This window comes from Salinicola sp. JS01, from assembly GCF_030284585.1.
Taxonomy (GTDB): domain Bacteria; phylum Pseudomonadota; class Gammaproteobacteria; order Pseudomonadales; family Halomonadaceae; genus Salinicola.
Map to the genome: position 1 here is coordinate 4083983 of NZ_CP127244.1, position 15601 is coordinate 4099583.

Here is a 15601-nt window from a genome sequence, read left to right on the forward strand (position 1 = left end):
AGTAACCCCATGCCCCGTCAGCAACCATGAGCGCAACGACAATGACTAAAGCGACCCTGAAAACGATCCTGAAAGCGATTCCGACAACGATTCCAAAAGCGATTCCACAAGCGATTCCAAAAGCGCTTCAGAAAACCACGGCCCTGGCTGCCGCTCTCGCCGTCGCCCTCGCCGCCAACACGCCGGCGCTGGCAGCGCAGACCTTGCAACTGGCCCACAACGCCGCCGAGGGCAATCCCAAATGGGAAGCCTCCGAGCGCTTCGCCAAGCTCGTCGAGGAGGGCACCCACGGCCAGATCCACGTCGACGTGGGCGGCAATGCCCAGTATGGCGATGACATGGAAGCGCTGACCCTGATGCGCATGGGCAGCCTGGCATTCAGCGCCAACAGTCAGGGCCCGGTGGCGAGCATCGTCCCGCAGTTCTCCGTGCTGGGGCTGCCGTTTCTGTTCGATTCGTTGCCCACCGCCTGGAAGGTGATGGATGGCAAGGTCGGCGACGAACTCAAGCGCCTGGCGCAAGAGCAGGGGCTGGTGCTGCTGGCGCTGTGGGACAACGGCATCCGTCACGTCAGCAACAACGTCCGCCCGATCGAGAAGCCCGCCGACCTGAAAGGGCTGAAGATCCGCACGCCGCCGGACGAGATGACCGTGGATATCTTCGACGCGCTGGGGGCGACACCAACCCCGATGAACTTCTCCGAGCTCTATATCGCGCTGCAGCAGGGCGTGGTGGATGGCCAGGAGAACCCGCTGATGAACATCTATTCGTCAAAGCTCTATGAGGTACAGAAGTACATCTCGCTTACCGGCCACAAGTACGAGTCCACGCCGCTGCTGATGAGCAAGATCGTCTGGGATGGCCTCTCTCCCGAAGACCAGAAGGTCATCCAGAACGCCGCCATCGAAGCCGGAAAGTACAACCGCCAGGCCTCGCTCGCGGCCGACAAGGAGCTGCGCGCGAAGATGGAGCAGGCGGGGGTGACATTCAACGAGGTGGATCAGGCGCCTTTCATCGAGGCGACGCGCGGCGTCTACGATGCCTGGCGGCAGAAGTACCCGAAGATGGTCGACATGGTCGTCGAAGCCGCGAAAACCGCGTCACAGTAAACGGGAGCGTTCGCCATGTCTGATGTCATCGCAGGAAGGCATGGCGAACCGGGGCATCCCGGTTCGCCCCCGCTGCGCCTGAAAGCCGCGATTCATCACCTGTTCAAGTGGCTCGGCATTCTCTCGCTGCTGGTGATGTTCGCCACGCTGCTGGCGGCCGTGTTCGTGCGCTACGTGTGGGAGACGAATCTCGACTGGACGTCGGAAGTCCCCAACATCCTGTTTCCGTGGCTCACCATGTGCGCGATCGTCGCGACCGCGGCCAAGAACGAGCATATCGGGATCGAGGCGGTGGTCGAACGGCTGCCGCCGCCGCTGCGACGCGTGATCGGTCTCGCGACCAACCTGCTCGCAGTCGTCGCCTTCTCATTCATCGCCTGGCACGGGCTGGACGTGGTCGCCATCGCGGGCGGCCAGCGCCTGCCCATTACCGGCATCGCCATGTCGTGGTCCTACTGGTCGGTCGTCGTCGGCTTCGCTGGCCTGGCACTGGTTTCCCTGCTCAACGTTCTCATCGCGCTCGACCGCCGGGTGCCGGTCGCCGAGTCGCTGGCGACCCACGGGGAGGAAGCCTCATGACGGTCAACATGTTGATCTCCTTCGTGCTGCTCATGCTGATGGCGATGCCAGTGGGCTATTCGCTGGTGATCAGCGGCTGGACGGCGCTGTCGGTGTTCGGCTCGATGCCCTCGAGCATGGTGGTGATGAAGATCTTCCAGCCGACCCAGAGCTTTCCGCTGCTGGCGATTCCGTTCTTCGTGCTCTCCGGCAGCCTGATGATGTCCGGCAAGCTGGGGCAACGCCTGGTGGCGCTCGCCTCGATGCTGGTCGGCAAGTACCCCGGCGGGCTCGGCCAGGTCAACGTGGTCGGTTCGACGATCTTCGGCGGTGTTTCCGGCTCTGCCGTTGCCGAGGCGTCGGCACTGGGGTCGATGCTCATCCCCTGGCAGAAGAGAGAGGGCTACCCTGGGGCCTTCGGCGCCGCGGTCACCGCTTCGTCGTCGGTGATCGCCGGTCTGATGCCGCCGTCGATCCCGCTGATCCTGTTCGCCACGGTCTCCAACGTCTCCATCGCGGCGCTGTTCATTGCCGGCGTGCTGCCGGCGCTGATGCTGGCGATCGGGATGATGACCGCCTGCTACGTGACCGGAAAGCGCCGCAACTTTCCCCGCCTCACCTTGAAATACACCGCACAGGAGGTCCGGAGCATCCTGGTCACGGCGCTGCCCGCCCTGCTGATGCCGGTGATCATTCTGGTGCTGCTGCGCACCGGTATCGCCACGCCCACGGAGGTCAGCATCATCGCCGTGGCCTATGCGCTGGTGGTCAGTGCGCTGATCTACCGCGACCTGACCCTTGCCCGCGTGGTCGCCGCGCTCTCGGGCACGGTGGTGACGACCGGCATGGTCATGCTGATCATCGCCGCCGCCAATATCATCGCTTACATCCTCACCAGCGGTGGTGTGCCCCAGGCGGTGGCCCAGTGGGCGGTGGACACCCTCGGCAATCCGATCCTGGTCATTCTGGCGATCAACCTGCTGCTGCTGTTCATCGGCATGTTCCTCGATCTACCGGCGGCGATCCTGCTGCTGGGGCCGACCCTGGTCTCGATCGCCAACGCCATCGGCATGGATCTGGTCCAGCTCGGCATCATCATGTGTGTGAACCTGAGCATCGGGCTGTTCACACCCCCTATCGGCACCACGCTGTTCGTCGCCTCGGCCATCGCGCGCGAGCGCATCGGCAGCGTCGTGCGCGAACTCATTCCGTTCTATCTCGTCGCGATCAGCGTGCTGCTGCTCGTCTCGTACGTGCCCGCACTGATCCTTTACTGAGGAACCCTGATGAAGAGAGTCGCTGTTGCAGGCCTGGGTGCCATGGGCTGGCCCATGGCCGAGAACCTCGACCAGGCCGGGCTCGAGGTACTCGCTCTGGACGCCCTGAGCGAGCGTGCCGACGCCTTTCACCGCCAGGCGTCCGGCCACAAAGCCGCTATCGACAGCGTCGAGGCGCTGGTGATCATGGTGGTCAACGCCGCGCAGATTCGCGCGCTGCTGTTCTCCGATGTTCTCGTCGCCGGCGGGCTGGTATCCCAGCTGCCCGCAGACGCCTGCATCGTGCAGATGTCCACCGTCGCGCCGGCCGATGCCGCAGCGCTGGCCGCCGAGGTCGCGGCCGTACGGCCGGATCTTCACTACGTGGATGCCCCAGTGTCGGGCGGCGTGGTGGGGGCGAAAGCCGGCACGCTCAGCATCATGGCCGCCGGCGAGGCGGCGCCACTCGCGCGCTGTCGTGTGCTGTTCGAGATCCTCGGCCAGGCGATCTTCGAGGTCGGCGATCGCCCCGGGCAGGGCGCGGCCATGAAGGCGGTCAATCAGTTGCTGTGCGGGGTGCATATCGCGGCGGCGGCGGAAGCGCTGGCCCTGGCCGAGAAGAGCGGCATCGACCGGCAGGTCGCCCTCGAGCTGGTCCAGGGGTCGGCCGCCTCCAGTTGGATGCTGCGCGACCGGGGGCCGCGAATGGTCGCGCCGCCGGGGGAGGTCACCAGCGCCATCGATATCTTCTGCAAGGACCTGGGCATCGTCTGCGACGCCGCCGCTTCGTCGCGGGCCTATACGCCTCTCGCCCACAGCGCGCATCAGCTCTTCGTGGCCACGGCAGAGGGCGGCGAAGGCCGTCTGGACGACAGCCAGTTGATCCGCACCTATCGCCGGCTCAACGGCTGCGACCCCGAGGGAGGCAGCCAGGCATGAGCGCGCTTTCGTGTTCCGTCAGCACAGCGGCCTACGACGGTTACGGCTTCGACCGCATCCTGCCGTCCCTGGCCCGCTGCGGCGTGCGCCAAGTCGAGTTCGCCTTCATCGACGGCTACGTGGAGGCGTTCACCGATGCCGATCTGACCCTGGCACTGGCCGACGATCTGTGTCGCGAGATGCGCGGTCTCGATCAGCACTGCCGCTACTTCTCCGGCCATATCGATCTCGGGCTCGACAACGCCCCGGCGCGACTCGAAGCGCGCTGCCGATTCGCCGCAGCACTCGGCGCCAAGTTCGTTATCACCAATGCCGCGACGCTCGGCAACCGGGCACGCTTTCTCGCCAATGCCGAGCGGATGGGTCATATCGCCCGCCACCATGGCGTGCGCATCCTGCTCGAGAACCCCGGCAACGGTGAACCCAACATGCTCGATCACGCCGGCGACATCCCGGCGCTGATGGCCACCCTCGATGATGCGACCTTCGGCATCAACTACGACTGCGGCAACCTGCTCTCGCACCAGCCCGCACGCTCACCCGAAGCGGACATCGAGCAGGCCCTGCCGCTGGCGGATCACTTCCATATCAAGCCCTGCCGCCGCACGGCTGACGGGTACGACTTCACCGAACTCGGCGACAGCGATATCGACGAGGCCCGCGTACTCCGCGCCCTCGTGGCCGCCGAGCGGTCGTTCTCGCTGGAACTTCCCTTCCGGCTCCACCGGGACCCCCAGGCGCAACCCTGGCGGGACGCCAAGCCACTACCTCTCGATCTGATCGAGGAAAAACTCGGCCGTTCCCTCGAATGGCTCGACAACCTTCAATGACGCCTGGAGATACCCACATGCTTCTCGACAACAAGGTTTGCCTCATCACTGGCGCCGCCGGTGCCCGTGGCATCGGCTTGAAGACCGCTCGCCTGTTCTACGAACACGGGGCGAACATCGTCATCTCCGATATCGACGAATCGGCCTGCGATGCGGTACGCCAGGCGTTCGACCCCGAGCGCTGTCTGGTGGTGGTGGCCAATGTCACCCGCCGCGACGAATGCCGCGACGTGGTCGAGCGCGCGCTCGAACGATTCGGCAAGATCGATGTGCTCATCAACAACGCCGGTATCACCCAGCCGGTGAAGTTCGAAGAGATCGACCCCGAGGGCTACGACCGAATCCTCGACGTCAACCTGCGCGGTATGCTCTACATGTCCCAGGCCGTGGTGCCGCACATGAAGGCAGCGGGCGGTGGCGCGATCGCCAATACCTCTTCGGTTTCGGCGCAGCGCGGCGGCGGTATTTTCGGCGGGCCCCACTACAGCGCCGCCAAGGCCGGAATGCTGGGTCTGGGCAAGGCGATGGCCCGCGAGCTGGGGGCCTTTGGCATTCGCGTCAACTCGGTGACGCCCGGGCTGATCGATACCGATATCACTGCCGGCAAGTTGACCGAGGAAATGAAGGCTCCGATCCTCGAAGGGATTCCACTAAAGCGGCTCGGCCTGCCCGACGATGTCGCCAACGCATTCCTGTTCCTGGCCAGCGACCTCTCCAGCTATATCACCGGTGCCACGATCGATGTGAACGGCGGTATGCACATTCATTGACATGCTAAGCTGCCGCCGACCTCTTTCGACCGACGGCAGCGACTGGAACGCCTATGAGCGAGATTGATTCCGACCTTCTGGCCAAATTGCACGACTTCGTTTCGGTATCGGAACTGTCCCGCGATGGACGCCTGAAACTGCCGCCGGAAAGAACGCTGTGCGAGCGCTTCTCGATGCATCGCTCATCGGTCAGGAATCTGCTGTCGGTGCTCCAGAGCCTGGGATTCATCGAGCGCCGGCAGGGTTCGGGCACGTTCCTGAAAATGCCCGAACCCGTCTTCATCCAGCTCTACTTCGAACTGGCCCTGAAGTTGAACTATATCTCCGTCGATCACATGGAAACGGCGCGGGAGATGTTCGAACGCGAGATCATCCAGGCCGCGGCGACGCATCACACCGCCCAGGAGTTGGAAACACTGGAGCAGCTCTGCGAGCGCATCGTCACCACCACGGATATCAACGACGGTCTCCAGGCCGACTACGAGTTCCACGAACAGCTGGCGATCATGGCCGGTAACCCCGCCATTTTGATCATTTTCCAGGGACTCTCGTCGGTGCTGAAAAAAGTGCTTCACCACCGCCGCGTGCTCGCGCGCCAATACCCGCAGTCGCTGAAGAAGACCAACGAAACCCATATCGCCATCGTCGCGGCGATCAAGGCGAGGGACCCCGACCTGGCGCGCCAGGCCATGTTCGATCACTTCGAGACCTGGAATCAGCAGACGATGCGCTCGTATGCGGGTAGCTGAGGCCCACTCACGCGAACACCGTAGCCACAGGCGTTCAGGCTGAAACCGGCGCTGCCGTCCTGCGCCACCGCGGCAGCGACCCGGCGCTGGAGAGCGAGACTGCCAGGACCGACATCAGCACCAGCGCCAGTGCGGGTACCAGTACCGCCCAGGGCGCGCGTTCAAGATAGGGCAGGCTTTCGGCCAGCAGCAGCCCCCACTCGGGCGCCGGTGGCCGTGGGCCCAGCCCGAGAAAGCCCAGCGCCGCCAGCGCCAGCGCGGTGCCCGGCAGGCGCAGCATGGCGTGGCGGAACACCGGGCCAACCACCGCCGGCAGCAGGTAGCGGGTGAGCAGCCGCAGCCGCCCCACGCCAAGCATCGGGGTGATGCGCACGTGCGGCTGTCCCAGCGTTTCGGTCACCAGCGCTGCGGTGTGGGCCGCCAATGGTGCCCAGTTCACCAGCGTGATCGCAATCACCGCGCCGCTGGCGCTCGGCCCCATCAGACCGGCGACGATCAGTCCGGCGATCACCGGCGGGGTGGCGTTGGTGATCTCGATCGGCCCGGCGGCGAGACGCGGCATTAGCCCCATCGTCACTCCAAGCACAAAGGTGATGCCTACCGCCAGCAGCGCCATGCCCATGGTCGAGAGCGCGCCATGGCTGACCCGCGCCAGGATATCGCGGCCGATCCCATCGGCCCCCAGCGGCAGCGCCAGGCTCGGCGGCTGCAGCCGCAGGTAAGCCGAACTCAGCGGATCACGCCAAAGCCCCGCGACGATGATCAGCGCGAGCGCCGCCGCCGCGAGCGCAGGTATCAGCCAGCGCCAGCGTCCGGGTTCAGTTGGCGCCATCGCCACTGGCACAGCGCCGGCACGCAGGGTGCGCCCCAGCAGCAGTGTCCGGCACAGATTGGCGGCGCCACCCAGCACGATGGCGATAACGAGCAGAATCAGGATACCGGTCTGCAGCGCCGGCAGGTCCTGGGCCGAGGCGGCCCCCAGGGTGGCCCGCCCCAGACCGGGAATGGAGAACACCTGCTCCACCGCGACCGCGCCGCCGGTCAACCCCACCATCACCAGCCCCACCTGCGGCAGCAGGCTTGACAGGGTGCGCTGGATCGCCGCCAGGGCGATACGCCGGCGCGCAAAGCCGGCCACGTGCCAGGTCACCACCCAGCGCTCGGCGAATGCCGCCGTCAGCGCATCGCTGAACAGCCGCCCGAGCAGCCCGCCGCCGGGCAGGCCGAGGGCCAGCGCCGGTAGGATCAGATGGCGCCAGTCACCCCAGCCATAGGGCGGCAGCCAGTTGAGCCAGGCGGCAAAGACCACCAGCAACAGCGCCGCGAGCAGGAATTCCGGCAGCGCGGTAAGCGCCGCCCCCAGCGCACCGGAGGTCGGCGTCGCCTCGCCGGCGAGCCCCCGCTTGAGCGTCGGCAGGCAGAGCAGCAGGGTGACCACCAGCGCCACGCCCAGCGCTGCAGCCATCAGCGTCAGCGAGACCTGTGACGCCTGCAACATGCCCGGCAGCACCGGGGTGCCGGAGATCCAGGAGACACCGGCATCGCCGTGCGTAAGCCCGCTCAGCCAGTGGCCCAGCTTCTCGAACGGCCCCATGGCCAGGCCGAGCTGGGCACGGATGGCATCCAGCGCCTCTGCACTCGGATTCTGATCGCCGGCGCGGGCGCGCAGAATGCTCAGCGCCGGGTCACGCCCGGAGAGCCACGGCAGCAGCCCCACCAGTACCACCACGCCGGCCAGCGTCACCAGCCGCGACAGCGTCGGCAGCAGGCGCTGCCACGCCTCCCAGCGCCATGCCATCGTGATGGCCCGCGGGGCCCTGCTCGGCGCCTGACTAGCGGGCATCGTCAGCCTGACGGAAGTGGGTGTGCTCATCGATCAGCTCGCGCTCGCGCGGGTCGCGCAGTGCCCCGACCACATTGGTGGCTTCGCCCTGGATCACCCGCTCGTGGAGCATGGGGATCGCGGCGTCCGTTTTCAGGATCGCCGCCTCGGCCTGGATGATCGCCTGACGCCGTTCCGGGCCTGGCGGCAGATCGCCGGCCTTGGCCAGCGCGGCGTCGATCGCCGGATCGCACAGTTGAGCGATGTTGAACGAGCCCACGCAGGAGAAGTCGCTGACCATATAGGCGACCGGGTCGCCGGAATCGAGCAGGGTCGCCCGCGACAGGATGAAGGCGTCGAACTTGCCCGCCAGCATGTCGGGCTCGATATGCGCGTACTGGCGCACCTCCTGCTCGACATCGAAACCCGCCGCCTCGAGCTGCTGTTCGAGCAGCACGGCCACTTCAGGCAGCTCGGCGCGATCGGTGAAGGTAGCCAGCGTGATGCGGGCGCCGCTGGGCTCGGCGGCGGCGGGGCGCTGAACAGGCTGGCGCAGCCCGCTTGCCCAGGCCACCGCCGGGCCCAGCAGCCCCTCGGCGACATCGGCGCGCCCCTCGTAGACGGTGCGCACGATGGCGCCACGGTCGAGCGCCTCGCGTGCCGCGGCACGCAGAGCCGGGTCCTTAAACACACCGGAAGTGGTGTTGAGATAGAGGGTGTTGGTGCGCGGCATCGGCACTTCGTGAATCAGCTTGGGGTCGATCAGCGCTACCTGCGACACCGGTACCGCTTCGACCACATCCGCCGCCCCGGTGCGCAGCGCGGCGCCGCGGGCAGTGCCATCGGGCACGTAGTCGGCGTCGATGCCGGCGAGTTCGGCACGCTCGCCCCAGTAGCCGTCGTAACGCTCGAGGGTGGCGCTCTGGGTGCCGTTGATCTCGGTGAGCACGAAGGGCCCAGTGCCCGCGCGGGTGGGGTCGACGTGGCCCGCCTGGGCATAGGCCCGCTGCGCCATGATCGCCAGCTGTGGGCTGGAGAGCCGGTTGGGCACCAGCGGGTCGGCATCCGCGGTGCGCACGATGATCGCGTTCTCGCCGTCCGCCTCGATATGCATCTCGACCCCGTCTAGGATGCGCGGTTTGGGCACGGCGTTGGTCGCGGCGGTGAGCGAGGCCACCACGCGCTCGACGGTCAGCGCGGTGCCGTCATGGAAGGTCACGTCCGGGCGGAGGGTGAAACGCCAGGTCTGCGGGTCGAGCTGATCCCATTCGGTGGCCAGAAACGGCTGCGGATCACCATTGGTATCGAGCCGAATCAGCGTCTCGGCGGTGCGCCAGCGTGACAGCTTGAAGGCGTCATCGGTCAGCGGATTGAGCCCGGAGCGCGGCGGCTGCAGCATGGCGACGCGGAGTCGTCGGTCCTGCGTCTGTGTCTTCTCGGGAGCATCGTCACGCGCCGCCGAGGTCTCCTCATCCTGCCCGCAGCCGGCGAGAAGAGAGAACGACAGCACCATCAGCGGTAGCGTCAGGGCGCGCCGCAGCAGGCTGACCGGGTGGCGTGTGGTCGAGGCGCGCCGGGGCGTCGCGGCGATGCCGAAAGTCGCAGTGGCAGGGAAGGTCACGAGGGGATCTCCTGGGTCGTGGGGCGGCGCCCGGCGGCTTCCGAGGTCGGTACGGGCGTGGACAAGGCAGTAGAAAAGGTCGTGGCGGCGCGCAGCAGCGCTGCGGTATGCGCCTGGGCCGGCTGGCGGAAAAGTGCCGCCGTGGGGCGGTCTTCGATGATCTCGCCGGCATCGAGGATCAGCGTGCGCTGGCACAGCCGGCACACCACCGAGAGATCGTGGGAGATCAGCAAAAGGCCGATGCCGGCATCGTGGTTGAGCGACTTGAGCACCCGGGTGACCTTGGCCTGCACTGGCAGGTCGAGCCCGCTCAACGGCTCGTCCGCCAGCAGCAGCCGGGGCCGCACTACGATCGCCCGGGCGATCGCCACGCGCTGCGCCTGCCCACCCGAGAGCGAGTCGGGGCGGCGCTCGAGAAAACTGCCATCCAGCCCTACCTGGGCCAGCGCCTCGCCTACCCGCCGCCGGTGATCGCCATCGATACCCAGATGTACCAGCGGCTCACGCACCAGTTCGCGGACTCGCATGCGCGGGTCGAGGGAGGCAGCAGGGTCTTGCGGGATGTACTGCACCACCCGGCGGTACCAGCGCAGCGCGCGCACCGAACCGGGCCGAATACGCCGCCCCTGGCACCAGATCTCGCCGCGGTTGGCACGCGCTAGGCCCAGCATCAGATTGAGCAGCGTCGACTTGCCCGCCCCGGAGACCCCGGCGAGACCGATCAACTCCCCCGGGCGGATGGCGAAATCCACCGCCTTCAAGATCGGCTGCCGCTCGCGCCGCCAGCCCCAGCGCCGTGGCCCCGCCACCCAGCGGCTCAGCCCACTGACGCGCAGGAGGGAGCCATCAGCGTTTAGAGAAGCGCCATCGGCGTTTAAACAAGAGCCATCAGCGTTTAGAGAAGAGCCATCAGCGTTTAAACAAGAGCCATCAGCGCTAAGGAGAGAGCCATCAGCGTTTGGAGAAAAGCCATCGGCGTCTGGGCGAACGCCCTCGTCGCGTTTCGACGGATGGCAATCATCGAGGTGTCTCATCGCTCACCCACCGCAGCACCGGCGGGCCAGGCGTCCGCTGCCGCCAGCATCTCGGGCGCCATCTCGGCGCTGCGCATCGCAGACACCAGCTCGCGGGTGAAACGCTGCCGGGGTGACGCAACCAGATCCGCCAGCGGGCCACTCTCGATCATCCGCCCCTGCTCCAGAATCACCGCGCGCTGGCACAGTCGGCTGGCCGCCCCCATGTCGTGGGAGATGAACAGCAGCGCAGGCTTCCCGGCGCCACCGGTGGTCTCATGCAACAGCGTCAGCACCTCTGCCTGGGTCAACGCATCCAGCGCGGTGGTCGGCTCATCGGCCACGATCAGTGAAGGCTTGCAGGCCAATGCCAGCGCCACGCAGACCCGCTGGCGCTGGCCACCGGAGAGTTCGGCGGGCGAGCGCGTCAGCAGCTCATTAGCCGCCGTCAGTCGCATGCGCGTCAGCAGCTCGGCGGCGGCGACCCGCGCCGCCCGGCGCGGTAGCCCGTGGAAGCGCACGAAAGGCTCGCTCAGTTGGGCGCCCACGCTCACCAGCGGGTTCAGGGCCGCCTGGGTGTTCTGGAATACCATGCCGATGCGCAGCGCACGCGGACGCCGGGCCGCCACCACGCCGGCGACATCGAATTCGCCAAGGCGAATACGCCCTTCGACGCTCGCCGTGGGCGGCGTGATGCCCAGGATCGCCGCCGCGGTGAGCGACTTACCCGAACCCGAGGGGCCGATCAGGCAGACGCGCTCACCCGCCCCGACCGTGAAATCGAGACCATCCACCACGCGCTGCGCGCCGAGACGCACCGACAGATTGTCCACCCGTAACACGGGCTCGTTGGGCTCGGGCACCACGCCACGCTCCTGCTGGAAAGGTCGAGAAGCGCGAAGTTATAACATAACGATTTAGAGATGCGCTATGGCCGGATTGACGGCTTCGGAGATCGGTATGCGCGGGGGAGAAGTCAGGCTGTCTGGCGTCAGGGATGATTCGAGGCAACGGTTGGCACGACGGGCACCGCTTGGTCCCCGTCGCGCCGTCGCGATCTATTCCACCGTCACGCTCTTGGCCAGGTTGCGCGGCTGATCCACGTCGGTGCCCTTGAGCACGGCGACATGGTAGGAGAGCAGCTGCAGCGGCAGAGTGTAGAGAATCGGCGCGAGCACTTCATCGATCTGCGGCAGGTGCAGCACGCGCAGGTCGTCAGCGGCGGTCAGCCCGACGTCGGCGTCGGCGAAGACGAACAGTTCACCGCCGCGGGCGCGCACTTCCTGCAGGTTGGACTTGAGCTTCTCCAGCAGCTCGTCGTTGGGTGCCACTGCGATCACCGGCATGTCGGCATCGACCAGCGCCAGCGGGCCATGCTTGAGCTCACCCGCCGGATAGGCTTCGGCGTGGATGTAGGAGATCTCCTTGAGCTTGAGCGCGCCCTCCAGGGCGATCGGGAACTGGGTCCCCCGGCCCAGGAACAGCGCATGGTGCTTTTCGGCGAAGGCTTCCGAAAGTTCGGCGATCGGGCCGTCCATCTCCAGCGCCTGTTCGAGCAGCGCCGGCAGACCGCGCAGGGCCTGTACCAGCGCCGTCTCGCGGGCATCGCCGCGCTCACGGCGCAGCGCCAGGGTCAGCAGCAACAGCGCCACCAGCTGGGTGGTGAACGCCTTGGTCGAGGCGACCCCGATCTCCGGCCCGGCCTGGGTCATCAGCGCCAGATCCGATTCACGGGTCAGCGAGCTGCCCGGTACGTTGCAGATCGCCAGCGCGCCGAGATAGCGCTGGCCGTCGGCGCGGCCCTTGGCGTAGCGCAGCGCGGCCAGGGTGTCGGCGGTCTCTCCGGACTGGGAGAGGGTGACGAAGAGGGTGTTCTTCGGCACCACCACTTCGCGGTAGCGATACTCCGAGGCGACCTCCACCTGGGTCGGTATCCCGGCCAGCTTTTCCAGCCAGTAGCGCGCCACCAGACCCGCGTGATAGCTGGTGCCGCAGGCGATGATATGGATCTGCTCGACGCGCGCGAATAGCGCCTTGGCGTCGACCCCGAAGCTGTTCTCCAGTACCCGGCTACCGCTGAGGCGCCCCTCCAGGGTGGCGGCGACCACCGCCGGTTGCTCATGGATCTCCTTGAGCATGAAGTGGCGATACTCGCCGCGGCTGGCGGCGCCGTCACCATGCTCGAAGACATGGGCTTCGCGCTCGACGCGTTCGCCGCCGGCACTGTGGATCTCGATACCGTGGGCGTCGGAGAGGCGCACCACGTCGCCCTCCTGCAGATAGATGAAGCGGTCGGTGACCTGCAAAAGCGCCAGGGCGTCGGAGGCGAGGAAGTGCTCGTCGATCCCTACGCCGACCACCAGCGGGCTGCCCTTGCGCGCGCCGACGATCTCGCGCGGGGCCTCCACGTGCATCACCGCCAGCGCGTAGGCGCCGTCGATCCGGGCCAGGGTCGCCTGCACCGCGGCGAGCAGATCACCGTGGGCGTCGAAGGCGCGTTCGAGCAGATGCGCCACCACCTCGGTGTCGGTCTCGGAGTGGAAGGTCACGCCTTCGGCCTCGAGATCGCGCTTGAGCGGTTCGTAGTTCTCGATGATGCCGTTGTGCACCAGCGCCAGACGGCCACCGGCGACGTGCGGGTGGGCGTTGGCCTCGGAGGGTTTGCCGTGGGTCGCCCAGCGGGTGTGGGCAATACCGATATGCCCCTTGAGATCCTCCGCGGCGAGCTTCTCTTCCAGCGCCGCGACCTTGCCCAGCGCGCGCAGGCGTGCCAGCCCACCATCGCCGCCCAGCACTGCCATGCCGGCACTGTCGTAGCCGCGATATTCGAGCCGCTTGAGCCCTTCCAGCAGGATGCCCTGCACGTTGCGCGCTGCCAACGCGGCGACGATTCCACACATGTTCGATGTCCTCGAGATTATTGGGGCGCGTCGGCGACCACCAGCGTCACGCCCTGAGCCTCTATGGCGACGGCATCCGCCGTCGCGAGGCGCCAGTCGGTCACCAGGATGTCGATACTTGCCCAGGGGAGTTCCAGATTGGGAATACGGCGGCCGAGCTTATCAGCCTCGACCATCACCACCACTTCACGCGCGACCTCCGCCATCACGCGGGTAAGGCCGAACAGCTCGTTGTAGGTGGTGGTGCCACGGTCGATGTCGATGCCGTCGGCACCGACGAAGAGCTGATCGAAGTCGTAGGCGCGCAGCACCTGTTCGGCGACCTGCCCCTGGAAGGATTCGGAGTGCGGGTCCCAGGTGCCGCCGGTCATCAGCAGCGCCGGCTCGGGTTCGAGTTCGCGCAGGGCGCCGGCCACGGCGAGGGAGTTGGTCATCACCACCAGCCCGCGCAGGCCGCCGAGCTCACCGATCAGCGCCGCCGTGGTGGTGCCGCTGTCGACGATGATGCGGTTGTGCTCACGGATACGCGCCCGGGCGGCGCGGGCGATGGCACGCTTGTGGGGCGAGAGCGTCTGCGCCGGTTCGGCCAGCATCTCCTGGGGCAGCGGCGCCGCCCCGCCATAGCGGCGCAATAGCAGGCCGCTGCTCTCCAGGGTGGCGAGATCCTTGCGCACCGTGACCTCGGAGATGGCGAAGCGCGATGCCAGCGCCTCCACCGGTGTCTCGCCGTGGGCGTTGACGTAGGCGAGGATGGCGTGGCGTCGCTGGGCGGTATCGCGTTTCGGCATTCTTTCACTTCGAAAGATAATTGAGATCGAATCGAAACTTAAAGCGCGTCTCATGTCAAGCGAGAGGTCTAGGATTCGCCCTCTTCCGCGCACGGACAGCCCGCTCGTCAGCCGATCTGCGATAATGAACGCCGTTTACCGCTGCTCATCTCAGGTCATCCCGCGATGCTTCATCTTTCCTCGCCCACTGCCCTCTGTCGCCGCCATCTCCGCTGGCTCATCACCGTCGTCACGCTGTTCGCCATGCTGCTGCTGGGGGGCTGTTCGCGCCCGCCGGAGATCCACAAGCTGGCGGGGGCGGCCGAGGGCACGACCTATCACATCAGCTGGTGGTCGCAGCGCGAGGTCGACCCCGAAGCGCTCGAAAAGAACATCGATCAGGCGCTGCAGCAGGTCGATCTGTGGATCTCCAACTACCGCGACGACTCCCTGATCGAGCGCTTCGACCGCGGGTCGTCCACCCAGTGGCAGACGCTCCCCAGCGATGTCGTCCAGCTGCTGTCGATCGCGCACACGGTGCACCGCGAATCGCGGGGCTGCTACGACCCCACCATCGCGCCGCTGTTCGATCTGTGGGGCTTTCGCGCCGACCACTTCCAGCCGCCGAGCCAGTCAAGCATCGAAGCGACCCTGGCCAAGGTCGGCTTCGACCATCTGCAGCTCGACCCGGCGCAGGATCGGGTACGCAAGACGCTGCCCGGGCTCTCGGTGGACATGTCCTCGATGGGTGAGGGTTACACCCTGTGGCGCCTGCGTCAGGTGCTGGAGAACGCCGGCATCCAGGCCTATCTGATCGAGTTCGGTGGCGACATGCTGGCGCGCGGGCGCAAGCCGGATGGCAGCACCTGGAAGGTGGCGATCGAGCGTCCCTCGCCGGATCGCATGGCGGTCGAGCGGGTGCTCGCGATCACTGGTAAATCGGGGGTGTCGATCAATACCTCGGGCACCTATCACCACTTCTTCGATGCGGCAGGCCACCGCTACTCGCATATCCTCGATCCGCGCACCGGCGCCCCGGTGACCCACGATCTGGTCTCGGCAAGCGTGATCGGCAGCGACCCGCGCCTGGGCGACGCCTGGGCCACGGCGATGCTCTGCCTGGGTCAGCAGGCGGGCATGGCGGTGGCGCGGGCCCAGCATCTGGCGGTGCTGTTCATCCAGGAGGATGGCGATGGCAAGCTGCACGAGAGCCGGAGCCCGGCGCTGGACGGCTCTGACCTGGTGAAGGCGCTGCCCTGAACGTTGC

14 protein-coding genes are annotated in these 15601 nt (G+C 66.8%); 8 read left to right on the forward strand and 6 right to left on the reverse strand.

Going from position 1 to position 15601, the window contains the following annotated elements:
* Positions 1-41: 41 nt before the first annotated feature.
* From QO259_RS18660 to QO259_RS18690, 7 genes are read left to right on the forward strand one after another with little or no spacing between them, the layout of a single operon-like run.
* The gene (locus QO259_RS18660) at positions 42-1109 is read left to right on the forward strand and encodes a TRAP transporter substrate-binding protein (RefSeq protein WP_285951144.1); all 1068 of its coding nucleotides are present in this window, start codon (positions 42-44) and stop codon (positions 1107-1109) included.
* A 15-nt stretch (positions 1110-1124) separates the two neighbouring features.
* Positions 1125-1688, forward strand: a complete 564-nt coding sequence (locus tag QO259_RS18665) for a TRAP transporter small permease (protein ID WP_285951145.1) — start codon at positions 1125-1127, stop codon at positions 1686-1688.
* Positions 1685-2944 (forward strand): TRAP transporter large permease, encoded by a 1260-nt coding sequence (locus QO259_RS18670; protein WP_285951146.1) that lies wholly within the window; start codon positions 1685-1687, stop codon positions 2942-2944. The genes QO259_RS18665 and QO259_RS18670 overlap by 4 nt, the downstream gene beginning before the upstream one ends.
* A 9-nt stretch (positions 2945-2953) precedes the next feature.
* On the forward strand, positions 2954-3862 hold the full coding sequence (locus QO259_RS18675) for an NAD(P)-dependent oxidoreductase (protein ID WP_285951147.1): 909 nt from the start codon (positions 2954-2956) through the stop codon (positions 3860-3862).
* Positions 3859-4692: a sugar phosphate isomerase/epimerase family protein gene (locus tag QO259_RS18680; protein WP_285951148.1), complete on the forward strand. Its 834-nt coding sequence runs from the start codon at positions 3859-3861 to the stop codon at positions 4690-4692. The genes QO259_RS18675 and QO259_RS18680 overlap by 4 nt, the downstream gene beginning before the upstream one ends.
* Before the next feature lie 17 nt (positions 4693-4709).
* Positions 4710-5462 (forward strand): SDR family NAD(P)-dependent oxidoreductase, encoded by a 753-nt coding sequence (locus tag QO259_RS18685; protein ID WP_285951149.1) that lies wholly within the window; start codon positions 4710-4712, stop codon positions 5460-5462.
* A 53-nt stretch (positions 5463-5515) separates the two neighbouring features.
* Positions 5516-6211 carry a FadR/GntR family transcriptional regulator gene (locus QO259_RS18690; RefSeq protein WP_285951150.1) on the forward strand — a complete coding sequence of 232 codons (696 nt, stop codon included), beginning with the start codon at positions 5516-5518 and terminating at the stop codon, positions 6209-6211.
* Positions 6212-6245: 34 nt separating this feature from the next.
* Here the strand turns inward: QO259_RS18690 and QO259_RS18695 are convergent, their stop codons facing one another.
* The 6 genes from QO259_RS18695 to QO259_RS18720 all read right to left on the reverse strand — a co-directional run bounded on the left by QO259_RS18695 (position 6246) and on the right by QO259_RS18720 (position 14355).
* Positions 6246-8009, reverse strand: a complete 1764-nt coding sequence (locus tag QO259_RS18695) for an ABC transporter permease subunit (protein ID WP_285951151.1) — start codon at positions 8007-8009, stop codon at positions 6246-6248.
* Between the two features lie 34 nt (positions 8010-8043).
* Positions 8044-9654, reverse strand: a complete 1611-nt coding sequence (locus QO259_RS18700) for an ABC transporter substrate-binding protein (protein ID WP_285951152.1) — start codon at positions 9652-9654, stop codon at positions 8044-8046.
* On the reverse strand, positions 9651-10406 hold the full coding sequence (locus tag QO259_RS18705; RefSeq protein ID WP_285952802.1) for an ABC transporter ATP-binding protein: 756 nt from the start codon (positions 10404-10406) through the stop codon (positions 9651-9653). The genes QO259_RS18700 and QO259_RS18705 overlap by 4 nt, the downstream gene beginning before the upstream one ends.
* A gap of 278 nt (positions 10407-10684) precedes the next feature.
* The gene (locus QO259_RS18710; protein WP_285951153.1) at positions 10685-11530 is read right to left on the reverse strand and encodes an ATP-binding cassette domain-containing protein; all 846 of its coding nucleotides are present in this window, start codon (positions 11528-11530) and stop codon (positions 10685-10687) included.
* Between the two features lie 195 nt (positions 11531-11725).
* Entirely contained in the window at positions 11726-13567 is a 1842-nt protein-coding gene (gene glmS, locus QO259_RS18715; RefSeq protein WP_285951154.1) for a glutamine--fructose-6-phosphate transaminase (isomerizing), read from the reverse strand.
* Positions 13568-13584: 17 nt separating this feature from the next.
* The gene (locus QO259_RS18720) at positions 13585-14355 is read right to left on the reverse strand and encodes a DeoR/GlpR family DNA-binding transcription regulator (protein ID WP_285951155.1); all 771 of its coding nucleotides are present in this window, start codon (positions 14353-14355) and stop codon (positions 13585-13587) included.
* Between the two features lie 165 nt (positions 14356-14520).
* Between QO259_RS18720 and QO259_RS18725 the strand changes: the two genes are divergently transcribed.
* Positions 14521-15594: an FAD:protein FMN transferase gene (locus QO259_RS18725; protein ID WP_285951156.1), complete on the forward strand. Its 1074-nt coding sequence runs from the start codon at positions 14521-14523 to the stop codon at positions 15592-15594.
* Positions 15595-15601 lie beyond the last annotated feature (7 nt).

Coding starts and splice junctions, on each gene's coding strand:
- QO259_RS18660 (WP_285951144.1), top strand. CDS start 42: ATGACTAAAGCGACCCTGAAAACGATCCTGAAAGCGATTCCGACAACG.
- QO259_RS18665 (WP_285951145.1), top strand. CDS start 1,125: ATGTCTGATGTCATCGCAGGAAGGCATGGCGAACCGGGGCATCCCGGT.
- QO259_RS18670 (WP_285951146.1), top strand. CDS start 1,685: ATGACGGTCAACATGTTGATCTCCTTCGTGCTGCTCATGCTGATGGCG.
- QO259_RS18675 (WP_285951147.1), top strand. CDS start 2,954: ATGAAGAGAGTCGCTGTTGCAGGCCTGGGTGCCATGGGCTGGCCCATG.
- QO259_RS18680 (WP_285951148.1), top strand. CDS start 3,859: ATGAGCGCGCTTTCGTGTTCCGTCAGCACAGCGGCCTACGACGGTTAC.
- QO259_RS18685 (WP_285951149.1), top strand. CDS start 4,710: ATGCTTCTCGACAACAAGGTTTGCCTCATCACTGGCGCCGCCGGTGCC.
- QO259_RS18690 (WP_285951150.1), top strand. CDS start 5,516: ATGAGCGAGATTGATTCCGACCTTCTGGCCAAATTGCACGACTTCGTT.
- QO259_RS18695 (WP_285951151.1), bottom strand. CDS start 8,009: ATGGCATGGCGCTGGGAGGCGTGGCAGCGCCTGCTGCCGACGCTGTCG.
- glmS (WP_285951154.1), bottom strand. CDS start 13,567: ATGTGTGGAATCGTCGCCGCGTTGGCAGCGCGCAACGTGCAGGGCATC.
- QO259_RS18720 (WP_285951155.1), bottom strand. CDS start 14,355: ATGCCGAAACGCGATACCGCCCAGCGACGCCACGCCATCCTCGCCTAC.
- QO259_RS18725 (WP_285951156.1), top strand. CDS start 14,521: ATGCTTCATCTTTCCTCGCCCACTGCCCTCTGTCGCCGCCATCTCCGC.